The organism is Streptomyces durhamensis (genome assembly GCF_000725475.1).
Classification (GTDB): Bacteria; Actinomycetota; Actinomycetes; order Streptomycetales; family Streptomycetaceae; genus Streptomyces; species Streptomyces filipinensis.
In genome coordinates this window covers 166080-191695 of the sequence record NZ_JNXR01000001.1, presented here as the reverse complement: position 1 = coordinate 191695, position 25616 = coordinate 166080, and the positions used below count along the sequence as shown (strand labels likewise).

Annotated in this window: 25 protein-coding genes; 5 read left to right on the top strand and 20 right to left on the bottom strand. The window is 72.6% G+C overall.

Features of this window, described 5'->3' with window-relative positions; translation table 11 throughout:
* Nucleotides 1–10: 10 nt before the first annotated feature.
* On the bottom strand, nucleotides 11–865 hold the full coding sequence (locus IO33_RS0100830; RefSeq protein WP_031158858.1) for an NAD-dependent epimerase/dehydratase family protein: 855 nt from the start codon (nucleotides 863–865) through the stop codon (nucleotides 11–13).
* A gap of 123 nt (nucleotides 866–988) precedes the next feature.
* Here IO33_RS0100830 and IO33_RS0100825 point away from each other — a divergent pair, with 123 nt between their 5' ends.
* A complete protein-coding gene (locus IO33_RS0100825) occupies nucleotides 989–1864 on the top strand; it encodes a helix-turn-helix transcriptional regulator (RefSeq protein WP_051926345.1) in 876 nt (291 codons plus the stop codon).
* A gap of 18 nt (nucleotides 1865–1882) precedes the next feature.
* Here the strand turns inward: IO33_RS0100825 and era are convergent, their stop codons facing one another.
* Nucleotides 1883–2836, bottom strand: a complete 954-nt coding sequence (era, locus tag IO33_RS0100820) for a GTPase Era (RefSeq protein ID WP_031158854.1) — start codon at nucleotides 2834–2836, stop codon at nucleotides 1883–1885.
* Nucleotides 2837–2987: 151 nt separating this feature from the next.
* On the opposite strand from era, the gene IO33_RS0100815 reads away from it, so the two are divergent.
* Both IO33_RS0100815 and IO33_RS0100810 read left to right on the top strand, forming a co-directional pair.
* Nucleotides 2988–4313 carry an ammonium transporter gene (locus tag IO33_RS0100815; RefSeq protein ID WP_031158851.1) on the top strand — a complete coding sequence of 442 codons (1326 nt, stop codon included), beginning with the start codon at nucleotides 2988–2990 and terminating at the stop codon, nucleotides 4311–4313.
* Entirely contained in the window at nucleotides 4310–4648 is a 339-nt protein-coding gene (locus tag IO33_RS0100810; protein ID WP_031158848.1) for a P-II family nitrogen regulator, read from the top strand. Before IO33_RS0100815 ends, IO33_RS0100810 begins: the two co-directional genes overlap by 4 nt.
* Here IO33_RS0100810 and IO33_RS0100805 read toward each other — a convergent pair.
* The 5 genes from IO33_RS0100805 to IO33_RS0100785 all read right to left on the bottom strand — a co-directional run bounded on the left by IO33_RS0100805 (nucleotide 4542) and on the right by IO33_RS0100785 (nucleotide 8978).
* Entirely contained in the window at nucleotides 4542–5552 is a 1011-nt protein-coding gene (locus IO33_RS0100805) for a WxL protein peptidoglycan domain-containing protein (RefSeq protein WP_037684686.1), read from the bottom strand. The genes IO33_RS0100810 and IO33_RS0100805 overlap by 107 nt on opposite strands.
* A gap of 69 nt (nucleotides 5553–5621) precedes the next feature.
* Nucleotides 5622–6950 carry a WxL domain-containing protein gene (locus IO33_RS0100800; RefSeq protein ID WP_031158844.1) on the bottom strand — a complete coding sequence of 443 codons (1329 nt, stop codon included), beginning with the start codon at nucleotides 6948–6950 and terminating at the stop codon, nucleotides 5622–5624.
* 142 nt (nucleotides 6951–7092) lie between these two features.
* Nucleotides 7093–7569, bottom strand: a complete 477-nt coding sequence (locus tag IO33_RS0100795) for a hypothetical protein (protein ID WP_031158842.1) — start codon at nucleotides 7567–7569, stop codon at nucleotides 7093–7095.
* Between the two features lie 202 nt (nucleotides 7570–7771).
* Entirely contained in the window at nucleotides 7772–8128 is a 357-nt protein-coding gene (locus IO33_RS0100790) for a cytidine/deoxycytidylate deaminase family protein (RefSeq protein ID WP_031158840.1), read from the bottom strand.
* A 28-nt stretch (nucleotides 8129–8156) separates the two neighbouring features.
* Nucleotides 8157–8978 (bottom strand): helix-turn-helix transcriptional regulator, encoded by an 822-nt coding sequence (locus IO33_RS0100785; protein ID WP_245235653.1) that lies wholly within the window; start codon nucleotides 8976–8978, stop codon nucleotides 8157–8159.
* Between the two features lie 148 nt (nucleotides 8979–9126).
* Between IO33_RS0100785 and IO33_RS0100780 the strand changes: the two genes are divergently transcribed.
* On the top strand, nucleotides 9127–10557 hold the full coding sequence (locus IO33_RS0100780; protein WP_031158835.1) for an MFS transporter: 1431 nt from the start codon (nucleotides 9127–9129) through the stop codon (nucleotides 10555–10557).
* A gap of 75 nt (nucleotides 10558–10632) precedes the next feature.
* Here the strand turns inward: IO33_RS0100780 and IO33_RS0100775 are convergent, their stop codons facing one another.
* The 7 genes from IO33_RS0100775 to IO33_RS0100745 form a co-directional block, all read right to left on the bottom strand.
* The gene (locus tag IO33_RS0100775; protein WP_031158832.1) at nucleotides 10633–10992 is read right to left on the bottom strand and encodes an MmcQ/YjbR family DNA-binding protein; all 360 of its coding nucleotides are present in this window, start codon (nucleotides 10990–10992) and stop codon (nucleotides 10633–10635) included.
* Nucleotides 10989–12281 (bottom strand): hemolysin family protein, encoded by a 1293-nt coding sequence (locus tag IO33_RS0100770; protein WP_031158830.1) that lies wholly within the window; start codon nucleotides 12279–12281, stop codon nucleotides 10989–10991. The genes IO33_RS0100775 and IO33_RS0100770 overlap by 4 nt, the downstream gene beginning before the upstream one ends.
* Before the next feature lie 16 nt (nucleotides 12282–12297).
* Nucleotides 12298–12795, bottom strand: a complete 498-nt coding sequence (gene ybeY / locus IO33_RS0100765) for an rRNA maturation RNase YbeY (RefSeq protein ID WP_031158828.1) — start codon at nucleotides 12793–12795, stop codon at nucleotides 12298–12300.
* Nucleotides 12796–12807: 12 nt separating this feature from the next.
* Entirely contained in the window at nucleotides 12808–13881 is a 1074-nt protein-coding gene (locus IO33_RS0100760) for a PhoH family protein (protein WP_078963233.1), read from the bottom strand.
* A 148-nt stretch (nucleotides 13882–14029) separates the two neighbouring features.
* Nucleotides 14030–15187 (bottom strand): carbohydrate kinase family protein, encoded by a 1158-nt coding sequence (locus IO33_RS0100755; RefSeq protein ID WP_031158824.1) that lies wholly within the window; start codon nucleotides 15185–15187, stop codon nucleotides 14030–14032.
* A gap of 63 nt (nucleotides 15188–15250) precedes the next feature.
* Nucleotides 15251–16540, bottom strand: coding sequence for a glucarate dehydratase family protein (locus tag IO33_RS0100750; RefSeq protein ID WP_031158823.1), 1290 nt, complete (start codon nucleotides 16538–16540; stop codon nucleotides 15251–15253).
* Nucleotides 16537–17433, bottom strand: coding sequence for a 5-dehydro-4-deoxyglucarate dehydratase (locus IO33_RS0100745; protein ID WP_078963244.1), 897 nt, complete (start codon nucleotides 17431–17433; stop codon nucleotides 16537–16539). The genes IO33_RS0100750 and IO33_RS0100745 overlap by 4 nt, the downstream gene beginning before the upstream one ends.
* A gap of 275 nt (nucleotides 17434–17708) precedes the next feature.
* On the opposite strand from IO33_RS0100745, the gene IO33_RS43595 reads away from it, so the two are divergent.
* On the top strand, nucleotides 17709–18947 hold the full coding sequence (locus IO33_RS43595; RefSeq protein ID WP_037684682.1) for an MFS transporter: 1239 nt from the start codon (nucleotides 17709–17711) through the stop codon (nucleotides 18945–18947).
* 21 nt (nucleotides 18948–18968) lie between these two features.
* Here the strand turns inward: IO33_RS43595 and IO33_RS0100735 are convergent, their stop codons facing one another.
* The 6 genes from IO33_RS0100735 to IO33_RS0100710 form a co-directional block, all read right to left on the bottom strand.
* A complete protein-coding gene (locus IO33_RS0100735; protein WP_031158819.1) occupies nucleotides 18969–19958 on the bottom strand; it encodes an adenosine deaminase in 990 nt (329 codons plus the stop codon).
* A 20-nt stretch (nucleotides 19959–19978) separates the two neighbouring features.
* Nucleotides 19979–20884: a ribonuclease Z gene (locus IO33_RS0100730; protein ID WP_031158817.1), complete on the bottom strand. Its 906-nt coding sequence runs from the start codon at nucleotides 20882–20884 to the stop codon at nucleotides 19979–19981.
* A 6-nt stretch (nucleotides 20885–20890) separates the two neighbouring features.
* Nucleotides 20891–21244 (bottom strand): histidine triad nucleotide-binding protein, encoded by a 354-nt coding sequence (locus IO33_RS0100725; RefSeq protein ID WP_031158815.1) that lies wholly within the window; start codon nucleotides 21242–21244, stop codon nucleotides 20891–20893.
* A gap of 49 nt (nucleotides 21245–21293) precedes the next feature.
* Nucleotides 21294–24518 carry a S41 family peptidase gene (locus IO33_RS0100720; RefSeq protein WP_031158814.1) on the bottom strand — a complete coding sequence of 1075 codons (3225 nt, stop codon included), beginning with the start codon at nucleotides 24516–24518 and terminating at the stop codon, nucleotides 21294–21296.
* Between the two features lie 46 nt (nucleotides 24519–24564).
* Entirely contained in the window at nucleotides 24565–25107 is a 543-nt protein-coding gene (locus tag IO33_RS0100715) for a hypothetical protein (RefSeq protein ID WP_051926342.1), read from the bottom strand.
* A gap of 102 nt (nucleotides 25108–25209) precedes the next feature.
* Nucleotides 25210–25602, bottom strand: a complete 393-nt coding sequence (locus IO33_RS0100710) for a VOC family protein (RefSeq protein WP_031158810.1) — start codon at nucleotides 25600–25602, stop codon at nucleotides 25210–25212.
* Nucleotides 25603–25616: the final 14 nt, after the last annotated feature.

Sequence of the window (25616 nt, the reverse complement as noted above, 5' to 3'; positions counted from 1 at the left end):
GCCGGGCCACTCAGAGGGCTCCGGCGTCGCGGGCGGCCCAGACGGTGGGGTGGACGGGCCGGAATCCGAGGTCCCGGCGGATCCGCTCGGTGGACATGATCCCCAGCCACGGGTCCGGGTCGGTCCGCGTGTGCATGCCGGCGGGCGGCTCGACGCCGTTGAGCCGGTGCAGCTCGACCGCCGTGACGGGGGCGTCGTCGGCGATGTTGTAGACCGGGCCGCTCACCGCCGGTGCGTACAGCAGGCGCAGCAGCCCCTGGGCGACATCGGCGTGGTGGCCCATGTGCAGCCGCTGGGTGGACGCCCAGTGCGTGGCCCAGCGCAGGGACTGGGCGAGGTGCGGATCGCCGTCGCCGTAGACGAAGGGCAGCCGGCCCACACGCACCTCCATGCCCTGGAGCCCGAGCAGCTCCCGTTCGGCCGCCGCCTTGGACTCGGGGTAGGCGCCCCACATCGCGCCGCCGGGCCGGGTCTCGTCGTCCTCGGCCAGTGGGCGGCCCCGTCCGACGCCGTACACGAGACCTGTGCTGACCTGCACGAAGCGCCGCACGCCGGAGGCCTGCGCGGCCCGGCCCAGGGCCACGGCGGCGTCCCGGTTGACGGCCCACGCCTCCTCGTCCGGCACACCGCGGAAGGACGCGGCGACGTTCACGACCGCGTCCGCCCCGGCCACCGCCTTGCCGAGCGTGTCCTCGTCCCGCAGATCGCCGACGGCGACCTGGGCGCCCAGCTCCGCGAAGGCCTCGCCGCGTGCCGCGTCCCGCACCAGGACCCGTACCTGCTCCCCCGGCCGCCGCTGCGCCAGCAGCCTCGGCACGAATCGCCGGCCGACCTGTCCCGTGGTGCCCGTCACCAGTGTCAGCATGTTCCGCTCCTCTCGACCCGGTGCCACCACTGTCGGGCGGTGCCGGGCCGGCCGGGAGAGACCTCCCGATCAGGGGACCGGCACTCCCTGGATAAGCCCCGCGCGCTGCCCCACCCTGAAGGGGTGAACCGAGCCGAACTCGCCGACTTCCTGCGCCGCTCCCGTGCCCGCCTGGACCCGTCCGACGTGGGCCTCACGCCCGGCGCCCGCCGCCGTACCCCCGGCCTGCGGCGGGAGGAGGTGGCCTCGCTGGCCGGTATGTCGGTCGACTACTACACCCGGCTGGAACAGTGCCGCGGCCCGCACCCGTCCCGCCAGATGCTCACCGCCCTGGCCCGGGCGCTGCGGCTGACCGACGACGAACGCGACCACCTCTTCCATCTGACCGGCGAGGAACCGCCCCGCCGGGAGGCGGTCTTCGGGCATGTCCGGCCCGGACTGCTGCTGGTCCTGGACCGGCTGCACGACGCGCCGGCGATGGTGGTGACGGACTGCGGCGAGGTGCTGGCGCAGAACGCCATGTCGCGGGCGCTGTCGGGGGACGCGCTGGCCCGGCCGTCCCGGGAGCGCAATCTGGTCCGCCGCTTCTTCCTGGACCCGGCGGCACGCGAGCTGTTCCCGCCCGAGGACGTGCCGCACCACGCGCGCCGGCACGTGGCGAACCTGCGCGCCGTCGCCGCCGCCCGGCCCGACGATCCGCGGCCGGCCGCTCTGGTGGCCGAACTGCGCGCGGCGAGCGAGGAGTTCGCGCGCCTGTGGGACGCCCACGAGGTGGCGGTCCGGCGCGGCTCCACGAAGCGTTTCCGGCATCCGGTGGTGGGCCTGCTGGAGCTGGACTGCGAGGTCCTGCTGACCGACGACCACCACTGCCTCGTCCTCCACACGGCCCGCCCGGGCACGGAGTCCCACGAACGTCTCCAACTGCTGAGGGTGGTGGGGGTGCAGGACATGACCCCGGCCGGCACCCACCTGGAGGAGACCCGGGGCACCGCCCCGTGAAGGAGAGGAGGCGCGGGGCTAGAAGCCCAGCTTCCGCAGCTGCTTCGGGTCGCGCTGCCAGTCCTTGGCCACCTTCACATGCAGGTCCAGGAACACCGGCGTACCGAGCAGCGCCTCGATCTGCTTGCGGGACTTGATGCCGACCTCCTTGAGCCGCTTGCCCTTGGGGCCGATGATGATGCCCTTCTGGCTGGGCCGCTCGATGTAGACGTTGGCGTGGATGTCCAGCAGCGGACGGTCCGCGGGGCGGTCCTCGCGCGGGAGCATCTCCTCCACGACCACGGCGATGGAGTGCGGCAGCTCGTCGCGGACGCCCTCCAGCGCGGCCTCACGGATGAGTTCCGCGATCATGACCTGCTCGGGCTCGTCCGTCAGATCGCCCTCGGGGTAGAGCGCGGGGCCCTCGGGGAGCAGCGGGATCAGGAGGTCGGCCAGCAGGTCGACCTGCTGGGAGCCGACCGCCGAGACCGGCACGATCTCCGCCCACTCGATGCCCAGGTCCCTGCCCAGCTGGTCGATGGCGATCAGCTGCTCGGCCAGGGTCTTCGAGTCGACCAGGTCGGTCTTGGTGACGATGGCGACCTTCGGGGTCTTCCTGATCCCGGCCAGCTCCTTGGCGATGAAGCGGTCACCGGGACCGATCTTCTCGTTCGCGGGCAGGCAGAAGCCGATCACGTCGACCTCGGCCCACGTCGTGCGCACGACGTCGTTGAGCCGCTCACCGAGCAGGGTGCGCGGCTTGTGCAGCCCCGGGGTGTCCACCAGGATCAGCTGGGCGTCGGGCCGGTGCACGATGCCGCGTACCGTGTGCCGCGTCGTCTGCGGCTGGTTCGCGGTGATCGCCACCTTCTGCCCGACCAGAGCGTTCGTGAGGGTGGACTTGCCCGCGTTGGGGCGGCCCACGAAGCAGGCGAAGCCGGCGCGGTGGACGGTCTCGGCCGGCTGCTCGGATGACTGGGTGCGAACGCTCATGCCGTTCATTCTCCCTGATCCACGAGGCCCCGCCGTACCGTGAGGTTTCGGTAACCCTCACGCAACGAAACGTCACGGAAACACACTCGTGCACGACCGGAAACGCGTACCGGTGACCCTCTGACGAGCCCCCACACCGTTGGAGACGCCCGTGACCCTCGCCGCCGCGCACGTGAACACCGGCGACACCGCCTGGCTGCTCGCCGCGACCGCCCTCGTCCTGCTGATGACCCCGGGCCTGGCCCTGTTCTACGGCGGCATGGTCCGCACGAAGAGCGTCCTCAACATGCTGATGATGAGCTTCGTGTCGATCGCTCTGGTCACGGTGGTGTGGCTGGCGGCCGGCTACTCCCTCGCCTTCGGCGACGACACCGGCGGCGGGCTGATCGGAAACCTCCACCACGCCGGCATGGCGCACCTCACCCCCGGCAGCGTGCACGGCACCGTGCCCACCCTGCTCTTCGCCACCTTCCAGCTCACCTTCGCGATCATCACGGCCGCCCTGATCAGCGGGGCGGTCGCCGACCGCATGAAATTCTCGGCATGGCTGGTCTTCGTCCCCGTGTGGACGCTCCTCGTATACGTTCCGATCGCCCACTGGGTGTGGGGCCCCGGCGGCTGGATCCTCGACGGGCTCGGTGCGCTCGACTTCGCGGGCGGTCTGCCCGTCGAGATCACCTCCGGCGCCTCCGGACTCGCGCTGTGCCTGGTCCTGGGCCCGCGACTGGGCTTCAAGAAGGACGCCATGCGCCCGCACAACCTGCCCATGGTGATCCTCGGCGCCGGCCTGCTCTGGTTCGGCTGGTTCGGCTTCAACGCGGGATCCGCGCTCGGCGCGAACGGCCTGGCCGCGGCCGCGTTCCTCAACACCCTCGCCGCCGGCTGCACCGGCCTGCTCGGCTGGCTCTTCGTCGAACAGCAAAGGGACGGGCACCCCACCACCCTCGGTGCCGCCTCCGGCGCGGTGGCCGGTCTCGTCGCGATCACCCCCTCGTGCGGCACGGTCTCGCTGCTCGGCGCGCTGGTCGTCGGCCTCGCCGCGGGCGTGGTCTGCTCCTACGCCGTGAGCTGGAAGTTCAAGCTCGGCTTCGACGACTCCCTGGACGTCGTCGGCGTCCACCTGGTCGGCGGCGTCATCGGCACCCTGCTGATCGGCCTGTTCGCCGAGAAGGCGATGACCGGCTCCGCGGAGGGGCTCTTCTACGGCGGCGGACTCGCCCCGCTCGGCCGGCAGACGCTCGCCGTGGTCGTCGTGGCCGGGTACGCCTTCGCGGTGACGTACGGCCTCGGCAAGCTGCTCGACCGGGTGCTGGGCCTGCGCGCGAGCGAGGAGCAGGAGCACACCGGCCTGGACCTTACGGTGCACGCCGAGACGGCATACGATCACGGCGTCCTGGGCCACGGCGCCCCGGTCTCCTCGTCCGTCCTCGCCTCCGCCCACAAGGCCCCCTCCCAGAAGGTCGACTCCCAGGCATGAAGCTCATCACCGCGATCGTCAAGCCGTACCGGCTGGACGGGGTCAAGACCGCCCTGCAGGAGCTGGGCGTGCACGGTCTGACCGTGACCGAGGCGAGCGGCTACGGCCGGCAGCGCGGCCACACCGAGGTGTACCGGGGCGCGGAGTACCGGGTCGACCTGGTGCCGAAGGTGCGCATCGAGGTCGTGGTGGACGACGCGGACGCCGATGCCGTGATCGACGCGATCGTCAGGGCCGCGCAGACGGGGAAGATCGGGGACGGGAAGGTGTGGTCCGTACCCGTGGAGACGGTCGTCCGCGTGCGGACCGGCGAACGCGGCCCCGACGCGCTCTGACCAGCAGCACCCCGACGGCCAGGCCCGCGACGAACACCAGCGCCACGGCGAGCCACGGCAGCGCGAGGAAGGAGGCGCTCGCCGACTGGCGGGTGCCGGGCGCGCTCGCGGTCAGCGTCACGTCGCCCCGGTCGAGTTGGGGCGCCCCGTGCCAGGTCTCGGTGAGCCGGACCCGCTGTCCCGGCAGCAGCTCGGAGGGCACCCGGGTCAGCTCGCGGTCGAGCAGCGTACGGCCGAACAGGCCGCGCGCCTTCAGCTCCACCTTCGGGTCGAGGGTGACGTTCCCGGTGTTGCGCAGGGTGTAGGAGATGGTCGCCGTGCTGGCGCCGAGGCCGGGGACGAGCGGCTGGTGATGGCTGAGGTGCACCTGTCCGACGGAGAGCGCGGGCAGGGTGGGCCCGCCGACCCGGAGGTAGACCCGCGCGCCGACGGCCCGCTGCACCCCGAGGGCGAGCCTGCCGCTGCCGGGGTCGACGCGCTCGTCGAGGGCGACGACGGCACCGGGGTGATCGCCGGGGGCGGCTCCCTCGGGGACCCGCAGCGTGAACGGCACGGTGACGGTCCGGTGCCCGGGCACGGTGATCCGGGACTTCGCGGGCTTCGCCCAGGCGCCCACCCCGAGCATGTGTTCCCCGGCGGTCCGCACGGCGAACCCGCCGTCCCGGGCGGTGTTGTAGGCGTCGGCCGCGTAGAGCCGGAAGGTCAGCGGCCCGCCGGTCTTGTTCTGGACGGCGACCTTGTCGGTGAGGGTCTGGCTGGGGGCGGCGGAGAGGTAGAAGTAGGGTCGCGCGGCGACTTTCGAGGCGACCGGGTACACGGACCAGCTGCCGTTGTCGGCGGCGTGGGCCGGTGCGGCCTGCCAGCCCAGCAGCAGGCCCAGGAGGAGGACGTACAGCTTGCGCATGGGTGCGGACCCCCACGGACGGGCGCGGACGGGAGACAGGGGGACGGGCGGGTGCGGACGCCCGCGCGCTCAGGTGAGCGTCAGCGTGAGCACGCCGGAGTACCCGCCCGGAGGCGTGAACGCCGGTACGTCCAGGGAGAGTCCGGCGTCGACGGTGAACTCACCGCCGGTGAGCGTGCCGTCGGAGGTCGACGCGAGGGTCGCTCCCGATCCGCCCACCGTGCCCGCCGACCCCGCCTTGCAGGTGCTGGGGCTGCCCGGCTTGGTCGCGCAGGCCGGGGTCCAGCTCAGCTTCCCGGCGTCGATCTTGCCGCCGGGACCGGTGAAGTCGGTGACCTTGCCGGTCAGGGACCAGCCCGCGGGCCCGCCCCGGAAGTCCTGCACGGTCACGGTCTGCAGTTTGCCCTTGGAGGCCCCGCCCTTGCCGAAGTCGACCGCCGACAGTGCGACGGAGTCCCCGGCCTGGGTCATGGACAGCGTGCCCGCCTTGACGGTGGTGGTCAGCTTCTGGCTGCCGGGCGGGACGGGCGTGTTGTCGTTGACGACGTAGGCCGCGGGGCCCGCGCCCTTGTCCGCGCTCCAGGAGCCACCCTCGTAGGCCACGATCCCGGTCGTCGTCTTGTCCTTGACGACGAGGGAGCCGCTGAAGGAGCCCTGGGCGTTCGCGGTCACGGTCGCGGTGTCGGCGGTCTGGGTGCCGCCGGACCGCCCGGCCAGGGTGACGGTGGCGCCCGGGGTGAAGTTGCTGCCGGTGACGGTGACGGCGGCGCCCGGGTCACCGGAGGCGGAACCCAGCGAGATGGCGCGGGTGTTGGCCGGGGTTCCGTCGGTCGCCGTCACGGTCTGGGACACCGGGGCGGGCGGGTTGGTGACCGTGCAGGGGGTGTCCAGCTCCAGGATGTAGCTGGTGTGGATGTTGTAGTCGCCGGGCGAGAGGGTGATCCGGCCGGCCTTGGTGACGGTGAACGTGCCGGTCATGGAGAAGGACGGGAAGGCGGCCTTCCCCGGCACCGGCGGGTTCTTCTTCGGTCCGGCGACGGTGACGTCACCGGTCTGGGCGCCGCCCAGGGCGACCTTGCCGGTCGGGGTCATGATGTCGGCCGGCAGGGCCAGGTCGGTGGGATTGCTCGCGGCGGCCGTGACCACCGTGTAGGTCACGGTGACGGTGTCGCCGACCTTCGGGCTGGTGTTGTCCGCCGTGACGCTGGCGGTCGTGGTGCCGTCGATCGGCGGGATGCCCGCGACGGCGGGCGGGATGCAGTGCGTGGCGAAGTCCACGTTCGTGCCGGCGGCGCCGGCCGGACAGGCCAGCGCGCCGCCCGCGGTGACCGCGAGCGCGGTCGCCCCGAACAGTGACGCCCAGCGCCACCGTCGGGATCTTCGGGGTGTGAAGCCCATGGGCCCCCTCCTGAGGGTTGTGGGCGCAGCGGCTCATCTGCGCCGACAGGGGGCATTGATGTGGAGCGGGGGTGAGAAGTCAATGGAGATGCCGCAGAAACCTGACGGATCATCAGTTTCTGCGGCATCCGGAACAGATCGCTCAGTCGAACACGAACGGGCCGGGAGCCTGCGGACCCCTCGCGGTGCAGGTCACGGTGACCCCGAAGATCACCATCTTCAGCGAGCCGCCATAGGCGTCCAGGCGGTCACCGGAGGCGACGGTGCCGGGGAGCGGACCGACGCTGACCGGGGCACCGGCGTTCATGGCGGGGTTCTTCTTGCCGCTGAACACGACGGAGCCACCACCGGCCTTGGCCAGGGTGAGGGTGGAGGTGATGGAGTCCTGGGCCACCGCGACCGGCGCGGTGACGGCGGAGGAGGTGAGGGTGATGGTGGCCGAGGTGCCGCTCTGGGTGGCGGTGAGCGTGGCCGTACCGCCGCCGAAGATGCCGCAGCTCGCGGTGATGGTCGCCGACTGTGGGGTGACGGCGGCCGCGGTGGGCGCGAGGGCGAGTCCGGTGACCGCGAGGGCCCCGGCGACCAGCGCCGCACCCGTTGCCGTGCGCATGCCTCTCATGGGGATCCGCTTCCCTTCCCTGTGGGGAGACGTGGGGGACGCCGACGGGCGGGAGGCCTGGGCAGGCGGGTGCGGACACACTGCGTTCGGCGGTGCGGATCTGACGACCCGTCGGGACGTACGGCTTCATTGACGCGCAGGGCCGGGAGGCCAACAAGGTTGAATTCCAGCCGACCTTTCGTTCGGCCGCTGCCGGCTCCGCTCAGCGACCGGCGGAGACGGTGACCCGCACCACGCCGTCGACCCCGGCCAGCAGCACCGGCGTCCCCGCACTCCCCAGGTCGGCCACCGCGGCCAGGTCCTCGGCCGGTACCGACTCCGCCTCGCTCACCACCGCCGCCGCCTCCAGCGACGTGGCGCCCGAAGCCACCGCCATGGCCACCGCCGTGCGCAGCGCGCTCAGCTTCAGCGAGGGCAGCGAAACCGACCCGGCCACATACGTACGCCCGGTCTCGTCCCGTACGGCCGCCCCCTCCGGCACACCGTTACGGGCCCGCGCGGAACGGGCCAGGGTGACGATCTTGCGGTCCTCGGGATCCAGTGCGTTGCTCTCGGTCATGCCCAGAGCATACGAAGCCCGGGCCCGTTCACCCCGCCACGGGGTACATCGTGCCCCGCCTGCCCTCCGGAGAGGCCAGCCACTCCAGCTTCTCGGCGGTGTTCGCCTCCTCCAGCGGGGTGTGCAGCACGATGTACAGATCGGGCCGCGCCGGGACCTTCAGCACGGTGGACTCCACCACCAGCAACCCGGCCACCGGATGGTTCAGCTCCTTGCGGACCTGCCCCTGGTCCTCGATGTCCTGCTCGGCCCACAGCGCGGCGAACTCCGCGCTCACGGCCGTCACCTCGGCGAGCACCTCCCGGAACCCCTCGTCGTCGGGGCTGGCGGCGCAGGCGGCCCGGAACTGCGCCACGACCGTGCGCGCGTTCCGCTCCCAGCTCCTGCTCCGCGACCGGTACATCGGGTCGGTGAAGAAGTCCACGAGGCAGTTCTGCCGGATGTCCGCCCGCATGCCGAGCACCACCGCGGCGGCCTCGTTGTGCATCACGTAGTTGTAGTACCGGTCCATGATGTGCGCCGGATACGGCATCCACGTGTCGATCAGCCGCCGCAGCCCGTCGCACATGTCCCGCTTCTCGGGAGCCACTTCGGGCGCGGGCGGGTTCAGCCCGGCCAGCACGTACAGATGGCGCCGCTCGGCGTTGCTCAGCCGCAGCACCCGGGCGACGGCATCGAGGACCTGCGGGGAGACGGAGATCTCCCGCCCCTGCTCCAGCCACTGGTACCAGGAGGCGCCCACACCGGCGAGCACCGCGACCTCCTCCCGGCGCAGGCCGGGCGTACGGCGCCGGCCCCCGCCGACGGGCAGCCCGGCCTCCTCGGGGCTGACCCGGGCCCGCCTGCTCATCAGGAACTCGCGCAGCTCGTTGCGCCGTTCACTCCTCGTCGCCCCCGCAGCAGGCACGTACCGCTCCTCCCCCGTCGTGTCTGGTGGTGCCACCACCACCATAAGTGGCGACTCCCCACCGGTATTCCGCACACCCGAAGCTCGTGCCATGGCGATCGACACCACCACCCAGCCCACCACCCCCACGGGCACACCGCTCGACACTCCCCGGCCGCCCCGGTTGTCGACGCGTGACAAGCTCGTCCTGTTCGTCCTGTGCGCGGCCCAGTTCATGGTCGCGCTGGACTTCTCCGTCCTGAACGTGGCCCTGCCCGTCCTGGGCACCGACCTCGGTATGAGCCGCTCGGCCCTGCAGTGGGCGGTCACCGCGTTCGCGCTGCCCTCCGGCGGCTTCCTGCTCCTCTTCGGCCGCATCGGCGACCTGTACGGCCGCCGGAAGCTGTTCCTGACCGGCCTGGCCCTGTTCGGCGCGGCCTCGCTGCTGGCGACCCTGGCCTGGAACCCGGCCGCGTTCCTGGCCGGGCGTGCGCTGCAGGGCCTCGGCGCGGCGGCGATCGTCCCGACGGGCATGTCCCTGCTGACCACCACCTTTCCGGAGGGCCCGGCCCGTGACCGCGCCCTCGGCATCTCCGGCACGCTGATGTCGCTGGGCTTCACCGTCGGCATGATCGCGGGCGGCGTGCTGACGGACGCCCTCGGCTGGCGTTCCACGATGGCCCTGCTGACGGTGTTCGCGCTGATCGTACTGCCGCTGGCCCCGGGCCTGCTGCCGGAGTCGCGCACCCCGGACCGCCCGCGCCTGGACGTGCCCGGCGCGGTCACCGTCACCACCGGTCTGCTGTCGCTGATCTACGCCCTGTCCACGGCCGCCGACCACGGCTTCGGCCGCGCGGACGTCATCGCGGCGCTGATGGCCGGCGTGCTCCTGCTGGCCGCGTTCACCGCCGTGGAGTCCCGTACGGCCGCCCCGCTCGTCTCGCTGCCCATGCTGCGCCGCCGCACGGTGGCCTGGGGCAACATCGGCGGGCTGGTCACCTTCTCGATGATGTCGACGGTGATCTTCGTCCTGACCCTGTACCTCCAGGACGTCCTGCACCTGTCGGCCTTCGAGACGGGCCTGGTCTTCGGCGTCCAGGGCGTCCTGTCGGCCGTCGCCGGCTCGCTCGCCCCGAAGGTGATCGGCCGCTTCGGCGCCCGCCGCACCCTGGTCGGCTCGCTGACCGGGCAGGGCGCGCTGATCGCGGCGCTGGTCCTGCTGAACTCCCATGTCTGGTCGGTCTGGCTCGCCACGGCGGCGGTGTCCCTGGCCAGCATGTTCCACCTGGGCGCGATCGTCTCGTACGGGCTGACCGCCACCTCCGGTGTCCCGGACGAGGAGCAGGGCCTGGCCACCGGTCTGGTGACCTCCACCCAGCAGGTCGGCCTCACGGTCGGCATCCCCCTGCTGGGCGTGCTGGCCACCACCTCCGGCGACCTGCTGACCGGGGTCCGCACGACCCTCGCGCTGGACGCGGCGATCGTCCTCGCCGCCGCGGTCCTGGTCGGGCTGGGCCTGCGCCGGGGCCGGTCCGGGGTCTGAACGCTCCCGCCGCGCGCGGCCGTGTGCACCACGCGGCCGCGCGCGCCGTCGCCCGGCAAAAGGCGGGCGACGGGACTACGGCCGGTCCAGCTTCAGCCGCTCCGCCCTCGGCAGCCCGGCGACGACCAGGTCGTAGGAGTCCTCGACCAGCTCTCTCACCAGTCGCTCCGGCAGCCCGCCGTCCACCGTCACGGTGTTCCAGTGCCGTTTGTTCATGTGCCAGCCGGGGACGATCAGGCCCTCGTGGTCGGTGCGCAGCCGCACCGCGTCCTCCGGGTCGCACTTGAGATTGACCGTCAGGGGCCGCGCACCCAGGTTCGTCAGAGCGAACATCTTGCCCAGCACCTTGAAGACCGACGTCTCCGGATTGAACGGGAAGTCCTCCACCACCGCGTTGAAGCCCAGACAGAGCGCACGCAGCTCGCCGGGGGTCACTCGGGGTCCTCCTCGTCCTTCTCGGCCGGTTCGACCAGCACCGTCACGATCTTGTTCCGGCGGCCGGCCGCGGCCTCCGCGGTCAGCTTCAGCCGGCGCTCGTCGGGCAGTTCGACCTCGGCGGACGCGCCCGCGATGGGGACGCGGCCAAGGGCCTTGGCGAGCAGTCCGCCGACGGTCTCCACGTCCTCGTCGTCGTACTCCTCCAGGCCGTACAGCTCGCCGAGGTCGGTGATGTCCAGGCGGGCGGTGACCCGGAAGCGGTCGTCGCCGAGGTCCTCGACGGGCGGGAGTTCCCGGTCGTACTCGTCGGTGATCTCACCGACGATCTCCTCCAGGATGTCCTCGATGGTGACGATGCCGGCGGTGCCGCCGTACTCGTCGATGACGACGGCGACGTGGTTGCGCTCCTTCTGCATCTCGCGCAGCAGGTCACCGGCGTTCTTGGTGTCGGGCACGAAGACGGCGGGCCGCATGGCGGTCGAGGCCAGGTCGCTCTCCGCGTCCCGGCTGATGTGCGTCTTGCGGACCAGGTCCTTCAGATACACGATCCCGACGACGTCGTCCTCGCTCTCGCCGGTGACCGGGATCCGGGAGAACCCGGAGCGCAGGGCGAGGGTGAGGGCCTGCCGGATGGTCTTGAACCGCTCGATGGTGACCAGGTCGGTGCGCGGGACCATGACCTCGCGCACCAGGGTGTCGCCCAGCTCGAAGACCGAGTGCACCATGCGGCGCTCCTCGTCCTCGATCAGCGACTCCTGCTCGGCGAGGTCGACCAGCGCGCGCAGCTCCGCCTCGGAGGCGAAGGGGCCGCGCCGGAAGCCCTTGCCCGGCGTCAGGGCGTTGCCGATGAGGATCAGCAGGGACGGGATCGGACCCATGATCCGGGCGAGCGGCAGCAGCACGTACGCCGCCACGGTCGCGGTGTTCAGCGGATGCTGACGGCCGATGGTGCGCGGGGACACCCCCACGGCGACGTACGACACCAGGACCATGACCCCGATGGCGACCAGCAGGGCCTGCCAGGTGGCGGCGAACTCCTGCAGGCAGGCGTACGTCACCAGGGCCGCGGCCGCCATCTCGCAGGCGACGCGGACCAGCAGGGCCACGTTCAGATAGCGGGTGGGGTCGGCGGCGATCTGGGCGAGCCTGGCGCTGCCGCGCCGCCCGGACTTGACGGCCTCCTCGGCGCGGAAGCTGGAGACCCGGGCGAGGCCCGCCTCCGCGCAGGCGGCGAGCCAGGCGACGACGACCAGGGCGATCGCCCCGACGACGATCTGCGGACTCATAGGAGAACCGGCCCGCCTACGAGACGGTCGGCGCCGGGGACGGCCCGGTCAGCCCGTGCTCGGCCCGCCACCCGTCCACGATGGCCGCCTGGAGCCCGAACATCTCGGCCTTCTCGTCGGGCTCCTCGTGGTCGTACCCGAGCAGGTGCAGCACGCCATGGACGGTGAGCAGCTGAAGCTCCTCGTCCATGGAGTGCTGCGTCGGGGCGTCCGCCCCCTGCTTGGCGGCGACCTCCGGGCACAGCACGATGTCGCCGAGCAGCCCCTGCGGCGGCTCGTCGTCGTCCTTCGACGGCGGCCTGAGCTCGTCCATCGGGAACGACATGACATCCGTCGGGCCGGGCAGGTCCATCCACTGGATGTGCAGCTGCTCCATGGCGTCGGCGTCCACGACGATCACCGAGAGCTCGGAGAGCGGGTGGATGCGCATCCGTGCGAGCGCGTAGCGGGCGATGTCGAGGATCGCCTGCTCGTCGACCTCGGTGCCGGACTCGTTGTTGACGTCGATCGACATGGTCGTGCTGGTCTACTTCCCCTTGTGCCCGGCCTTGCCCCGGCCCTGCGTCTTGTGCGCGCCGTTCTGGGTGCCGTGCTTGCTGTCGTACTTCTCGTACGCGTCGACGATACGGCCCACCAGCTTGTGCCGTACGACATCGTGGGACGAGAGCCGGGAGAAGTGGACGTCCTCGACGCCTTCGAGGATCTCCTGCACCTGCCGCAGACCGCTCTTCGTGCCGTTCGGCAGGTCGACCTGCGTCACGTCACCGGTGATCACGATCTTCGAGTCGAAGCCGAGGCGGGTGAGGAACATCTTCATCTGTTCGGGGCTGGTGTTCTGGGCCTCATCCAGGATGATGAAGGCGTCGTTGAGCGTGCGGCCGCGCATGTACGCGAGCGGCGCGACCTCGATGGTCCCGGCGGCCATGAGCCGCGGGATGGAGTCCGGGTCGAGCATGTCGTGCAGCGCGTCGTACAGCGGGCGCAGGTAGGGGTCGATCTTCTCGTAGAGCGTGCCGGGCAGGAACCCGAGCCGCTCCCCCGCCTCCACCGCCGGCCGGGTCAGGATGATCCGGTTGACCTGCTTGGACTGCAGGGCCTGTACGGCCTTGGCCATGGCCAGGTAGGTCTTGCCGGTACCGGCCGGGCCGATTCCGAACACGATGGTGTGCTTGTCGATCGCGTCGACGTACCGCTTCTGGTTGAGGGTCTTCGGCCGGATGGTCCGGCCTCGCGAGGACAGGATGTTCTGCGTCAGTACCTGCGCCGGGGTCTCGGGCCCGTCGCTCGTCCCGTTCTCGCTCGCCTGGAGCATGGCGATCGAGCGTTCCACTGCGTCCTCCGTCATCGGCTGTCCGGTGCGGAGCACCAGCATCATCTCGTCGAACACGCGCGAAATGAGGGCGACGTCGGTGGGGTCACCGACCGCGCTGATCTCATTGCCCCGGACATGGATGTCGGCCGCCGGGAAGGCCCTCTCGATCACGCGCAGGAGGGAGTCGCCAGAACCCAGCACGGTCACCATGGGGTGCTGGGCGGGGACGGTGAGCTGCGCTCTCGCCTGCTCCTGCGCAGGGGTGTGAGCTGTGGGTGTCTGTGTCATGGGCCGGCGCTGAAGGCCTGCGCTTCCTCCTTCTCACGGCCGCGTAGCTGAGGGCGGCCTCGCGATTCCAGAGTACGACGGTGCAATGACAAGCCCGTAGGACTTTTCCACGGCGGCCGCTCGGCCCCGGGCCTCCCCGCGCGGCCGCTCAGCCGGACCGGCGGAACCCGATGGTCGGCACGGCCCGCCGCAGCGGCCACGGCCGGTCCAGTTCCTCCGGCACCAGCGACTCGAGAAACGCGTACCGTTCCAGCGCCGCCGGATCCTGCCCCGGCACCGACTGGACCCGCCGCCACCACGCCCCGATCTCCGACCAGCCCGGCGCGGACAAGGACCCCCCGAACTCCTGCACGGACAGAGCGGCGGTCAGCCCGGCGAAGGCCAGCCGGTCCGCCAGCGGCCACCCCGCCAGCGACCCCGTCACGAACCCGGCGACGAAGACGTCCCCCGCCCCCGTGGGATCCAGCGCCTGCACGGCGATCGCCGGCACCTCCGCCGCCTCCCCCGTCCGCCGGTCCACCGCGTACGCCCCCTCCGACCCCAGCGTCACCACGGCCACCGGTACGTACTCGGTCAGGGCATGCGCGGCGAGACGCGGACAGTCGGCCCCCGTGTACCGCTTCGCCTCCTCCGCGTTCGGCAGGAACGCCTCGCAGTGCTCCAGATCGGCGAGCCCCGCGAGATCCCAGGCCCCGGTCTCGTCCCAGCCGACGTCGGCGAAGATCCGGGCGCCCGCCCGCGCGGCCTGCGCGATCCAGGGCGCGCGCGTACCGGGCGTCAGCGAGGCCACGGCCGCACGCGCGCGGGACGCCCGGTCCGGGGCACCGTCCTGGACGAACACGGCCTGCGGCGGCGGCTCGTGTCCGTGGGAGACCATCGTCCGCTCACCCTCGTACGCCATGGACACCGTCACCGGCGAGTGCCAGCCGGGTACGGTCCGCGACGCGGACAGATCGATGCCCTCGCCCTGTTCCAGCGCGTCCCAGCAGTACTCGCCGTAGTGGTCGTCCCCGAAGGCCGCCGCGAGGGAGGTCCGCAGTCCGAGCCGGGCCAGGGCCGTGGCCATGTTGGCGACCCCGCCGGGGCTGGAACCCATGCCCCGGGCCCAGGACTCGGTGCCGCGCACGGGTGCCGAGTCCAGGCCGGTGAAGATGATGTCGAGGAAGACCGTGCCCGTCAGATAGACGTCCCACGGTGGGTCGCCGGGCACGCGCAGCGCGGCGAGCGGGTCGATCTGGGACCGACAGCGCGCTGCCTGGGTGAGGTGTTCCGGTTCCTCTCCGGTGAGGGTGTGCGACGGGGTCACGGGCGCTCCCTGGCGTGGTGCGGATCTGGCCAGTGTGCACCACTTGCCGGGCCGCGCAGGGAGTTACCAGCGGGGCATCACCGGTTGCCGCCACCCCGGTTCGGCCACCCGCATCGCCGCCGCGTCGTCGCGGTCCCGCAGCGCGCCGTCGTCGTCGGCCCACCGCCGGTGCAGCCGGGCCAGTTCGTCGCGGTCCAGCTCGACGCCGAGTCCCGGCGCGTCGAGGACCCCGACCCTCCCGTCGCAAAAGCGCAGCCGCTCGGTGAGGACGTCCTCGGACTGCCAGGGGTAGTGGGAGTCGCAGGCGTGGTGGAGACCCGGGACGGTGGCCGCGACCTGGGTCATCGCGGCGAGGCTGATCCCCAGGTGCGTGTTGGAGTGCATGGAGACCCCGACCCCGAAGGCGGCGCAGATCGCGGCGAGCTGCCGGGTGTTGCGCAGGCCGCCCCAGTAGTGGTGGTCGCAGAGCACGACCTGCACGGCGTCGCGTGTGAACGCCTCCTTGATCTCCCCGAAGGTGGTCACACACATGTTGGTGGCGAGCGGGACCGCCGTTCCCGCCGACACCTCGGCCATCGCGGCCGTGCCCAGGGCCGGGTCCTCCAGGTACTCCAGGACGTCCCCGAGTTCCTTCGCGACCTTCAGCGAGGTCTCGACCGACCAGGCACCGTTGGGGTCGAGGCGCAGCGGATGCCCGGGGAAGGCCTCGGCGAGGGCCCGTACGGCCGCGATCTCCTCGTCGGGCGGGAAGACACCGCCCTTGAGCTTGAACGACGTGAAGCCGTGCCGCTCCTTGAGCAGCCGCGCCTGCCGCACGACCCCGGCCGGGTCGAGGGCGGCCCCCGAGTCGTCCTGCTCGCAGGCCACGCCCGCCGGGTGGCGGGCCCACTTGTAGAACAGATAGGCGCTGTACTCCACGCTGTCCCGGACCTTGCCGCCGAGCAGGGCGTGCACCGGCAGCCCGAGGGCCTTGCCCTGGGCGTCCAGGCAAGCGACCTCGAAGGCGGACAGCACAGACAGCCGCAGCTTGTCGGCGCTCTGCACCCCGCGCAGCCCCCCGGCGTCGACCTGTCCCTCGACCCGCGACGCGTCCACGCCGAGGTCGATCCCGAACAGGCCGTTCACATCCATGACCGACCGTCCGGTGAGCCGTTCGGCCAGCGGGCGGGCCAGTTCCAGGTACTTGGTGTCGCCGTAGGTCTCACCGAGCCCGGTGATCCCGTCGGCGGTGACGAGCTCCACGATCAGCCGGGGGGTGTACGGCTGGTGCACGCCCTGGGTGTTGAGCAGCGGCGGGTCGGCGACCAGGATCGGCGTCAGCCGCACCTCGGCGATGGTCAGGTCTCGGGTCACAGGGCGGCTCCTACGAGGTCGAGTCCGGCGGTGAGCAGGGCCTTGAGGTCGGCGAGGTCGGCGGGCGCGGGGTCGGTGAGCGGGGCGCGCACGGGTCCGACGCGCTGTCCGCGCAGCCGGGCCGCCGCCTTCACCAGGGACACGGCGTATCCGGGGGCGCGGTCGCGGAGTTCGACGAACGGGACGTAGAACTCCCGCAGCAGCCTGTCGGCGCTCGCGTGGTCCGCGCCCTGGAGCGCGGCGAAGAAGGCGCCGGCGATCTCGGGGGCGAAGGCGTGCACGGCGGAGGAGTAGGCGGGGACGCCGACGGCGGCGTAGGCCCGGGCCTGGATCTCGGCGGTGGCGGCGCCGTTGAAGAAGAGGAAGCCGTCGGGGGCGGCGAGGGTGAGGCGCTGGAGGCGGTCGAGGTCGCTGTGGCCGTCCTTGAGGCCGATGACGTTCGGGACGCGCGCGATGCGCCGCAACGTGTCCACCGTGTAGGCGACTTGGCCGCGCTGGTAGACGATCAGCGGCAGCCGGGTGCGGCCGGCGAGCCGCTCCAGCTGGGCGGCGAGGCCCTGCTGCGGGGCGTCGACCAGGTAGTGCGGCAGCACGAGCAGCGCGTCGGCGCCGGCCTCCTCGGCGATCCGCGCGAACCGCGTGGCCTGCGCCCAGCCGTATCCGGTCCCGGCGACGACCGGTACCCTCCCCGCCGTCTCCTCGACGGTGATCCGGACGACGGTCCGGTACTCCTCCTCGTCCAGCGAGAAGAACTCCCCGGTGCCGCAGGCCGGGAAGAGCGCGCCGGGCCCGGCGGCGAGCCGGCCGGCGACATGGGCGCGCTGGCCGTCGGGATCGACAAGGCCGTCGTCGCGGAACGCGGTGAGCGGGAAGGACAGCACACCGCGCGCCATCCCCTCGCGCAACCGCCGCGCCACCGCCCCGGGATGGGGATCGCCGCCCACCTGACCATCTCCTCTTATGAATGACGTCTACATATGAGAACGAACCGTAGCGCCTCTTACCCGGGCCCACGGAAGGCAAACCGAAAAGTGATCCAGATCGCACCCCCCGTACTTCTGCCGGTACCGCGTGCTTGATACAACTTGCTCGCGCGTTCCTGTCCGTCGACGGTCGTCGCCTCCTCCCCTCCCCCGCACCCGTCCTTTCGCCTGCCCTGGGAACGCCCGTGTCCGCCCCCCGCCCCCGCCCCTGGCCCCTCGTCGCCCTTTTCACGGCCGGGTACCTCGCGCCGTATCTGCTGCCGACCACCGTCGGCCGGCTCGATTCCGGGCTTCCGCTCACCGCCACGCAGGCCGGAGCCATCGGCAGTGCGCTGCTGCTGGCCTCGGCGGCGGCCGGCTTCCTGCTGGCCTCACGGGTCGACCGGACCGGACCCCGCGCACTCGCCCGCCTCGGGCTCGCGCTCGCCCTCCTCGGCTACGGCGGTGCCGCCCTGACCACGCTCGTCCCGGCCGTCGTCGCGGGCGCGGTCATCGGCGGATTCGGGTCCGGTACGGTCACGGCGGTCTCCGCGAGCGGTATCGCGGCCCACCACGATCCGCACCGGGTCACCACGCTGGGGCTCCTCGGGGTGTCCGCGCTCGCGGGCGCGGTCTGTCTGGCGGTGCCGCATCTGGGGCCGGGCCACGCTCAGCCGCTGGCGGCGCTCGCGTTCACCGCGCTCGCCGCCTGGCCGCTCACCGGCCGTCTGCCCGCCCGCCGGGCCGGTGCCGGGCCGGCCCCCCGCACGGCCGCCGCCCCGGCCACCCGCCGGCGGCCCGCCGCCCGCCTTCCCCACCTCGGCTCCGGCCTGGTCCTGGCCGTCACCATGCCGTGCTGGTCCCTCGCCCAGAACGCCCTGTGGGGGATGAGCGGCCGCATCGGCCTGGCCCAGGCCGGGCTGACGGAGTCCACGGTGGGCGCGGTGTTCGCCGTCGCACTGGGGGCGGGACTGCTGGGAGTGACGGGGGCGGGGGCGATCGGCCCGCGGTTCGGCCGGGCGCTGCCCATCGGCGCCGGTACGGCCCTGATCGCCGGCTGCGTCGCGGTGAGCGCGTGCGCCACCCGTCTGACGTCCTTCGCCACGGGTGAGATCGCCTGGAACCTGCTCTACCCGATCGTGCTGTCGTACCTCATCGGCCTCGCCGCCTCGCTGGACACGCAGGGCCGTTGGGCGGTGCTCGTGGGCTCCGCCTCGTCGCTGGGCACGGCGGCGGGACCGCTGACCGGCAGCCTGCTGGCCGCACAGGCGGGCTTTCCGGTCATGGGCGCGGTCCTCGCGGCCGGGCTCCTGGTGATCGCGGCACCGATGACCGCGGTCGCGCTGCGGGCCGGGCGCAGGGCGCCGGCGGTGGTGGAGATCCCGGTGGACAGCCCGGCCGTGCCCGCCCGGCGCGCCTACGACACAGCGGCCGCCACACCCTAGAGGACTCGGCGGCCACGCGCGCTAGAACTCGTACGCCGCCACCTCGGCGAGGTAACGGGCCCGGCGCTCCTCGTCGTCCTCCAGGAAGGAGGCGAGGAAGGAGTTGCGGGCCAGCTCGCGCAGCCGGTCCCGGGAGAGCCCCAGGGTCGTGTGCACGGCCTCGAAGTTGTCGCCCGCGTAGCCGCCGAAGTAGGCGGGGTCGTCGGAGTTGACCGTGCACAGCAGCCCCGCGTCGAGCATGGCGGGCAGGGGGTGGGCGGCGAGGGTGTCGACGGTCCGCAGGCGGACGTTGGACAGCGGGCACAGGGTGAGCGGGATCCGCTCCCGCACCAGCCGCTCGACCAGCTCCGGGTCCTCCATGCAGCGCAGCCCGTGGTCGACGCGCTCCACGCCGAGCACGTCCAGGGCCTCGCGGATGTACTCCGGCGGCCCTTCCTCACCGGCGTGCGCGACGCGGCGCAGCCCGAGCGCGGCGGCGGCCTCGTACACCTCCCGGAACTTCACCGGCGGATGTCCGACCTCGGCCGAGTCCAGGCCGACGCCGGTGATCCGGTCCAGGTACGGCCTGGCGGCCTCCAGTGTCTCCATGGCCGACTCGGCGGACTCGTCCCGCAGGAAGGACAGGATGAGCCTGGTGGAGACGCCGTGGTTCTCCTCGCTGCTGCCCAGCGCCCGCCACAGCCCCTCCACGACCGTGCCCAGGGACACCCCCCGGGCGAGGTGGGCCTGCGGGTCGAAGAAGATCTCCGCGTGCCGGACACCCTGCGCGGCGGCGCGGGCCAGGTAGGCGTTCGCGAGGTCCGCGAAGTCCCGCTCGGTGCGCAGGACGGCCATCAGCTCGTAGTACAGGTTCAGGAAGGACTGGAGATCCTCGAACCGGTAGGCCTCGCGGAGCGCGTCCGTGTCGGCGTACGGCAGCCGGACGCCGTTACGGGCGGCCAGCTCGAACGCCAGCTCCGGCTCCAGAGTGCCTTCGATGTGGAGGTGCAGTTCTGCTTTCGGGAGGGGCATCAAAGCATCGTACGGGTGTTTTACCGCCGTTTCGGAACCGGCACCCGCTGCAGATCGTGCGCCACGGTCAGCTCTCCCTCGAAGCCGGCGGCCCGCGCCTGCCGTTCGAACTCCTCCGGCTCGGTGTAGCGCTGGCTGAAGTGGGTGAGGACGAGGTGCCGCACCCCGGCGTCCCGGGCCACCGTCGCCGCCTGCCCCGCCGTCAGATGGCCGTGCTCGACGGCGAGTTCCACGTCGTCGTCCAGGAACGTCGACTCGATGACGAGCAGGTCGCAGCCCTCGGCGAGCGCGTGCACGCCGTCGCAGAGCCGGGTGTCCATGACGAACGCGAACCGCTGCCCGCGCCGCACCTCGCTGACGTCCTCCAGCGCGACCTCCCCGATCCCGCCCTCGCGCTGCAGCCGGCCCACGTCCGGTCCCTTGATCCCGTGCGCGGCGAGCCGGTCGGGCAGCATGCGGCGGCCGTCGGGTTCGATCAGCCGGTAGCCGTAGGACTCCACCGTGTGCGACAGCCTGCGGGCCTCCAGCGTGTACGACGAGGTCACCGCGAGGATGCCGTCGGCGGCGACCGGTTCCTCGGTGAGCCGGACCGTCTCCCGGTAGGCCGTCGCGTAGCGCAGCCGGTCGAAGAAGCGCTGCCCGGAGCGCGGGTAGTGCGCGGTCACCTCGTGCGGCACCTGGTCGAGGTTGATCCGCTGGATGACGCCGGCGAGGCCGAGGGAGTGGTCGCCGTGGAAGTGCGTGACGCAGATCCGGTTCAGGTCGTGGGCGGCGACCCCGGCGCGCAGCATCTGCCGCTGTGTGCCCTCGCCGGGGTCGAACAGGATGCCCTGGCCGTCCCACCTCAGCAGGTAGCCGTTGTGGTTGCGGTGCCGGGTCGGGACCTGGCTGGCGGTGCCGAGGACGACCAACTCACGTACGGACACGGCTGGTCACCCGGGGGGCCACTGCATGCCGCGGCCGCCGAGGACGTGCGCGTGGGCGTGCCAGACGGTCTGGCCGGCGCCACCGCCCGTGTTGAAGACGGTGCGGTAGCTGTCGAGCTTCTCCTCGTCCGCCACGGCCTGGGTCGCCGCCAGGACGTCGGCGGCGAGTTGCGGTGCCCCCGAGGCGAGTGCGGCCGCGTTCTCGTAGTGGGCCTTGGGGATCACCAGGATGTGGACGGGGGCCTGGGGATTTATGTCCCGGAAGGCGACGGTGGTCTCCGTCTCGCGGACGATCGTCGCCGGGATCTGCCCTGCGACGATCTTGCAGAACAGGCAGTCGTCCTGCGGTTCGCCTGCCATGCGTGTGCCTCCTCACGCCGATGATCAGTACCGGGGCATCGTAGTCGTATCAGGCCGGCATTCCCGGCGGAGTTTTCGCGGGCCGCTCCTCCAGCGCCTCCAGCGCGAGCCTGACCGCCTCGTCCAGTTGGGCATCGCGGCCCTGCGCCCAGTCCTGCGGGCGCTGGACGACCTCCACGTCCGGATCCACCCCGTGGTTCTCCACGTCCCACCCCACCCCCTCCAGCCATATCGCGTACTTCGGCTGGGTGACCAGGGTGCCGTCGATCAGGTGGTAGCGGCTGTCGATGCCGATGACGCCGCCCCAGGTGCGGGTGCCGACGACCGGGCCGATACCGAGGGCCTTGATCGCGGCGTTGACGATGTCGCCGTCGGAGCCGGAGAACTCGTTGGCGACGGCGACGACCGGGCCGCGCGGGGCGTCCAGGGGGTAGCTGGTGGGGCGCATGCCGCGCGGGAGGTCCCAGCCGATGATGCGGCGCGCCAGCTTCTCGACGACCAGCTGCGAGGTGTGGCCGCCGCGGTTCTCGCGGACGTCGACCACCAGGCCCTCGCGGGCCACCTCCACCCGCAGGTCGCGGTGGATCTGCGCCCAGCCGGGAGCCTGCATGTCGGGGACGTGGAGGTAGCCGAGACGGCCGTCGGAGGCCGCGTGGACGTGCGCGCGGCGGTCGGCGACCCAGGCGTGGTAGCGCAGGGGTTCCTCGTCGGCGACCGGGACGACGACGGTGTGGCGGGGTTCGCCGCCGCCCGCCGGGGAGACGGTCAGCTCCACCGGGTGGCCCGCCGTGCCGACGAGCAGCGGACCCGGTCCCGTCACCGGGTCGACCTGGTGGCCGGCGACGGCGATGATCGCGTCGCCGGGGCGGACGGCGACTCCGGGGGCGGCGAGCGGGGAACGGGCGTCCGGGTCGGAGGTCTCCGAGGGCAGGATGCGGTCGATACGCCAACTGCCGTCCGGATGGCGGGAGACGTCCGCGCCGAGCAGACCGTGCCGGGGACCGCCGGCGCCGCCGGAGGGGATGACGTAGGCGTGCGAGGTACCGAGTTCGCCGTGCACCTCCCACAGCAGGTCGGTCAGGTCACTGTGGGTGGCGAGGCGGGCCAGGAGGGGGCGGTAGCGGTCGAGGACACCGGTCCAGTCGGCACCGCCGAGGTCGGGACGCCAGAAGTGGTCGCGCATGAGGCGGCCGGTCTCTTCGTACATCTGCCGCCACTCGGCGGCCGGGTCGAGGGTCTGCCGGACGCGGGCGAGGTCGACGGAGACGCTGGTGTCGCCGTCGTCGTCGCCGGTACGGCGGTCGCTGGGGACGATCCGGAGCCGGCCGTCGGTCCACAGCAGCACGCGTTTGCCGTCACCGCTGACCTCGAAGTGGCCGGCGTCGGAGGCCAGGTGCTCCAGGCGCCGCTGGGCGAGGTCGTAGCGCTCCAGCTCGGTGTGCGGGTCGGGGTCCTCGGGGTGGGCGCGGGCGGCGCCGAGGACGCCCTGCACGGGGTGGCGCAGCCAGAGCACGCCGTCCTTGGCGGCGCGGAGAGTGGAGTACCGGCCGGCCTCCACCGGGAACGGGACGATGCGGTCGGCGAGGCCCTCCAGGTCGATGCGGGTGGCCGGGGTGCCCTCGCCGTCGGGGGTCTCGTCCTTCTCGGGGGCCTCGAAGGGGCGGCCGTGGCGCTGCGGGCCGAACGGCGAGGGCGTGGTGGCGGCCAGGGTGATCAGGTGCGGGCGGGCGCCGACCACGAACGCGAGGTCGAAGACGTGCTCGTCGTAGACGGGGTCGAAGGCGCGGTTGGAGAGGAACGCGAGGTGTTTGCCGTCGAGGGTGAAGGCGGGGGCGTAGTCCTGGAAACGGAGCGGGGTCGCCTCGGTGACCGAGAGGTCGGTGGTGTGGGCGATGCGCAGCTGGGAGAGCGGGCGGGGGCCGGGGTGGGCCCAGGCGAGCCAGGCGGAGTCGGGGGAGAAGGCCAGTCCGGAGACCTCGCCGTCGTCGCTGCGGTCGACCTCGCGGACCTCGCCGGTCTCCCGTTCGACGAGCAGCAGCCGGCCGTCGTGCGCGGCGACGGCGGCCCGGCCGCCGTCGGGGGCCACGGCCAGTTCCAGCACCCGGCCGAGCTGTCCGGCGGCGAGCCGGCGCGGGGTGGCGCCGGGCACGGTGCCGGTGGCCGGGGCGAACTCCAGGGCGTCGTCGCCCTCCGCGTCCGTCACCCACACCACCCACTCCTCGCCCTCCGCGCGGAAGGCGCGCGGCATGCGGGCGCGGACGCCGGGGGTGGCGGCCAGCGCGCGGGCGGGGCCGGAGCGGTGGGTGACCCAGTGGATCCCGCCGCGTACGCAGACGGCGCTGCCGCGCGCGGTGTGGTCCGGGGACGCCTCGCCGAACCAGCGGGAGGCGTCCACCGGCCGGGGGCGCAGGTCGATCCGGGGGCCGCCCAGGCGCACGTCCAGCCGGCGCGGCTCGGCACTCTCCAGGTCGTCCAGCAGCCAGAGTTCACCGGCCGAGGCGTAGACGATCCGGCTGCCGTCACCGGCCGCCTGCCGGGCGTAGAAGCCTCCCCCGCGCTCGGCTTCGGCCGAGCCGGAGGCGCCTCCGAGCGGGGTGTGGCGGCGCAGGTCGGAGCCGTCGGCGAGGGAGGAGTACAGGGCGCCGGTGCCCTCGTGGTCGGACAGGAAGGCGATCCGCTCCCCCGCCCACACCGGGCACTCGATGTTCCCGTCGACGTCCTCGTGCAGCCGGACGAACTCCCCGCTCCCGTCCCGGTCGATCCACAGCTTGCCCGCCGTGCCGCCCCGGTAGCGCTTCCAGTGGGCGGCCTCGCGGCCCATCGGCGCGGACAGCAGCACGGTGGCCGGGCCGAAGGCCACATCGCCGACCGGGCCGTACGGCAGGGTCTCGGCGGGTCCGCCGTCCAGGGGAACGGCGTGCGCCCATGTGTGCCGGGAGCTGGGGCGTCCCTGTGCACCGAGCGCGAGCACCCGCCCGTCGGCGGTCCAGCCCCTGACCTCCGTACGGCGGTTGCCCCAGTACGTCAGCCGGTCGGCGGGGCCGCCGTCGACGGGGGCGACATGCACCTCGGGCGCGCCGTCCCGGGTGGAGGTCCAGGCGAGGAACCGTCCGTCCGGGGACATCCGGGGCGTGGTCACCGGCATGTTGTCGGCGCTGACCCGCCAGGCCCGGCCGCCGTCGAGCGGCGCGAGCCACACGTCGTCCTCGGCGACGAAGGTCACCAAGTCACCGTGCAGGTGGGGGAATCGGAGATAGGCGGCACCCTGAGTCACCCCGTCACTGTACGCAGTGAACGGTGTGCCCCGCTCGCGGTTCCGATCACTTGCCCTGCACGGGCCAGCAGGTGGGGTCGCCCTTGCACCAGAGGGTCCGGGTGACGGTGACGGTCACCGTCGGCCGACCGCCGCCGGGCTGGTAGGTGGGCGGCCGGTACGTCGGCGCCGGCTTGGCGTCGCAGTCGCCGAGCCCGTCGACGTGGAAGACCTGCCTCCCGCCGACGCTGGCCGTCAGATCACCGCGCACACACGCCCCGTCGACGGCCTTGGTCACCTTCCCGGTGAGGGTGATCTTCCGCCCGTCCCTGGTCTGGCCCCGGCAGTGGACGGAGATGACGGTGCTCTCACTGGGCGAGGGTGTTCTGGCCGGCTCGGCGCGGCCGTAGTCCCCGGTGCAGGTGAGCCAGTCGACGTCGATGCGCTGCTGCTTGAGCCTGGCGGTCGCGGTGGTGTCGGTGGTGTAGGCGGCGGAGGCGGAACTGAGGCCGGTCGGCTGACAGGCCACCACGGCCCCACCGGCCCCCGCGACCAGCCCGGCGACGGCCAGGACCCGCACTCCGCGTCGATTCCCTCTCAAAACCCCCATGCAGGGCAGCGTGCCACCGGCCAGGGCACCGGGGAAGACCGCATACGGCCACTCACCCGTTCGGGGCGCGGCGCTGTGTCCGGGTCCCCGCCGGCCGAACTCCTAGCCGCGCAGCAGCAGCCACTGCTGGAGTTCGACCAGGTTGCCCTCCGGGTCCTTGAGGTGGGCCACCCGCATGCGGTCGGTCATGGGGGCCGGGCCGTGCAGCAGGGAGGCGCCGCGGGAGGTGATCTCCGCGCAGTAGGCGTCCAGGTCGTCGACGCGCAGCACGACCAGGGAACGGTGACCGGTGACGGTCTCGCCCAGCTCACCCAGGACCTCGGCCATCATCGCCCGGTCCTGCAGCGCGATCCCCGCGGAGCCGGCGTGCGGGCTGAACTTCTCGTACGGGCCCTCGGTCGCCCCGGACTGCGGCTTGAGGCCGAGGACGTCGGCGTAGAAGCCGTAGCAGGCAGCGAAGTCGCTGACCAGGAGCCGGACTTGGGCGAGTTCCACGATGTCCCCCGGGT

What these genes read in the sequence shown, in the direction of transcription:
- IO33_RS0100830 (WP_031158858.1), bottom strand. Translation starts at nt 865, where the DNA reads ATGCTGACACTGGTGACGGGCACCACGGGACAGGTCGGCCGGCGATTC.
- era (WP_031158854.1), bottom strand. Translation starts at nt 2,836, where the DNA reads ATGAGCGTTCGCACCCAGTCATCCGAGCAGCCGGCCGAGACCGTCCAC.
- IO33_RS0100810 (WP_031158848.1), top strand. Translation starts at nt 4,310, where the DNA reads ATGAAGCTCATCACCGCGATCGTCAAGCCGTACCGGCTGGACGGGGTC.
- IO33_RS0100805 (WP_037684686.1), bottom strand. Translation starts at nt 5,552, where the DNA reads ATGCGCAAGCTGTACGTCCTCCTCCTGGGCCTGCTGCTGGGCTGGCAG.
- IO33_RS0100800 (WP_031158844.1), bottom strand. Translation starts at nt 6,950, where the DNA reads ATGGGCTTCACACCCCGAAGATCCCGACGGTGGCGCTGGGCGTCACTG.
- IO33_RS0100795 (WP_031158842.1), bottom strand. Translation starts at nt 7,569, where the DNA reads ATGAGAGGCATGCGCACGGCAACGGGTGCGGCGCTGGTCGCCGGGGCC.
- IO33_RS0100790 (WP_031158840.1), bottom strand. Translation starts at nt 8,128, where the DNA reads ATGACCGAGAGCAACGCACTGGATCCCGAGGACCGCAAGATCGTCACC.
- IO33_RS0100785 (WP_245235653.1), bottom strand. Translation starts at nt 8,978, where the DNA reads ATGAGCAGGCGGGCCCGGGTCAGCCCCGAGGAGGCCGGGCTGCCCGTC.
- IO33_RS0100780 (WP_031158835.1), top strand. Translation starts at nt 9,127, where the DNA reads ATGGCGATCGACACCACCACCCAGCCCACCACCCCCACGGGCACACCG.
- IO33_RS0100770 (WP_031158830.1), bottom strand. Translation starts at nt 12,281, where the DNA reads ATGAGTCCGCAGATCGTCGTCGGGGCGATCGCCCTGGTCGTCGTCGCC.
- ybeY (WP_031158828.1), bottom strand. Translation starts at nt 12,795, where the DNA reads ATGTCGATCGACGTCAACAACGAGTCCGGCACCGAGGTCGACGAGCAG.
- IO33_RS0100760 (WP_078963233.1), bottom strand. Translation starts at nt 13,881, where the DNA reads ATGACACAGACACCCACAGCTCACACCCCTGCGCAGGAGCAGGCGAGA.
- IO33_RS0100745 (WP_078963244.1), bottom strand. Translation starts at nt 17,433, where the DNA reads ATGGCGCGCGGTGTGCTGTCCTTCCCGCTCACCGCGTTCCGCGACGAC.
- IO33_RS0100735 (WP_031158819.1), bottom strand. Translation starts at nt 19,958, where the DNA reads ATGCCCCTCCCGAAAGCAGAACTGCACCTCCACATCGAAGGCACTCTG.
- IO33_RS0100725 (WP_031158815.1), bottom strand. Translation starts at nt 21,244, where the DNA reads ATGGCAGGCGAACCGCAGGACGACTGCCTGTTCTGCAAGATCGTCGCA.
- IO33_RS0100715 (WP_051926342.1), bottom strand. Translation starts at nt 25,107, where the DNA reads ATGGGGGTTTTGAGAGGGAATCGACGCGGAGTGCGGGTCCTGGCCGTC.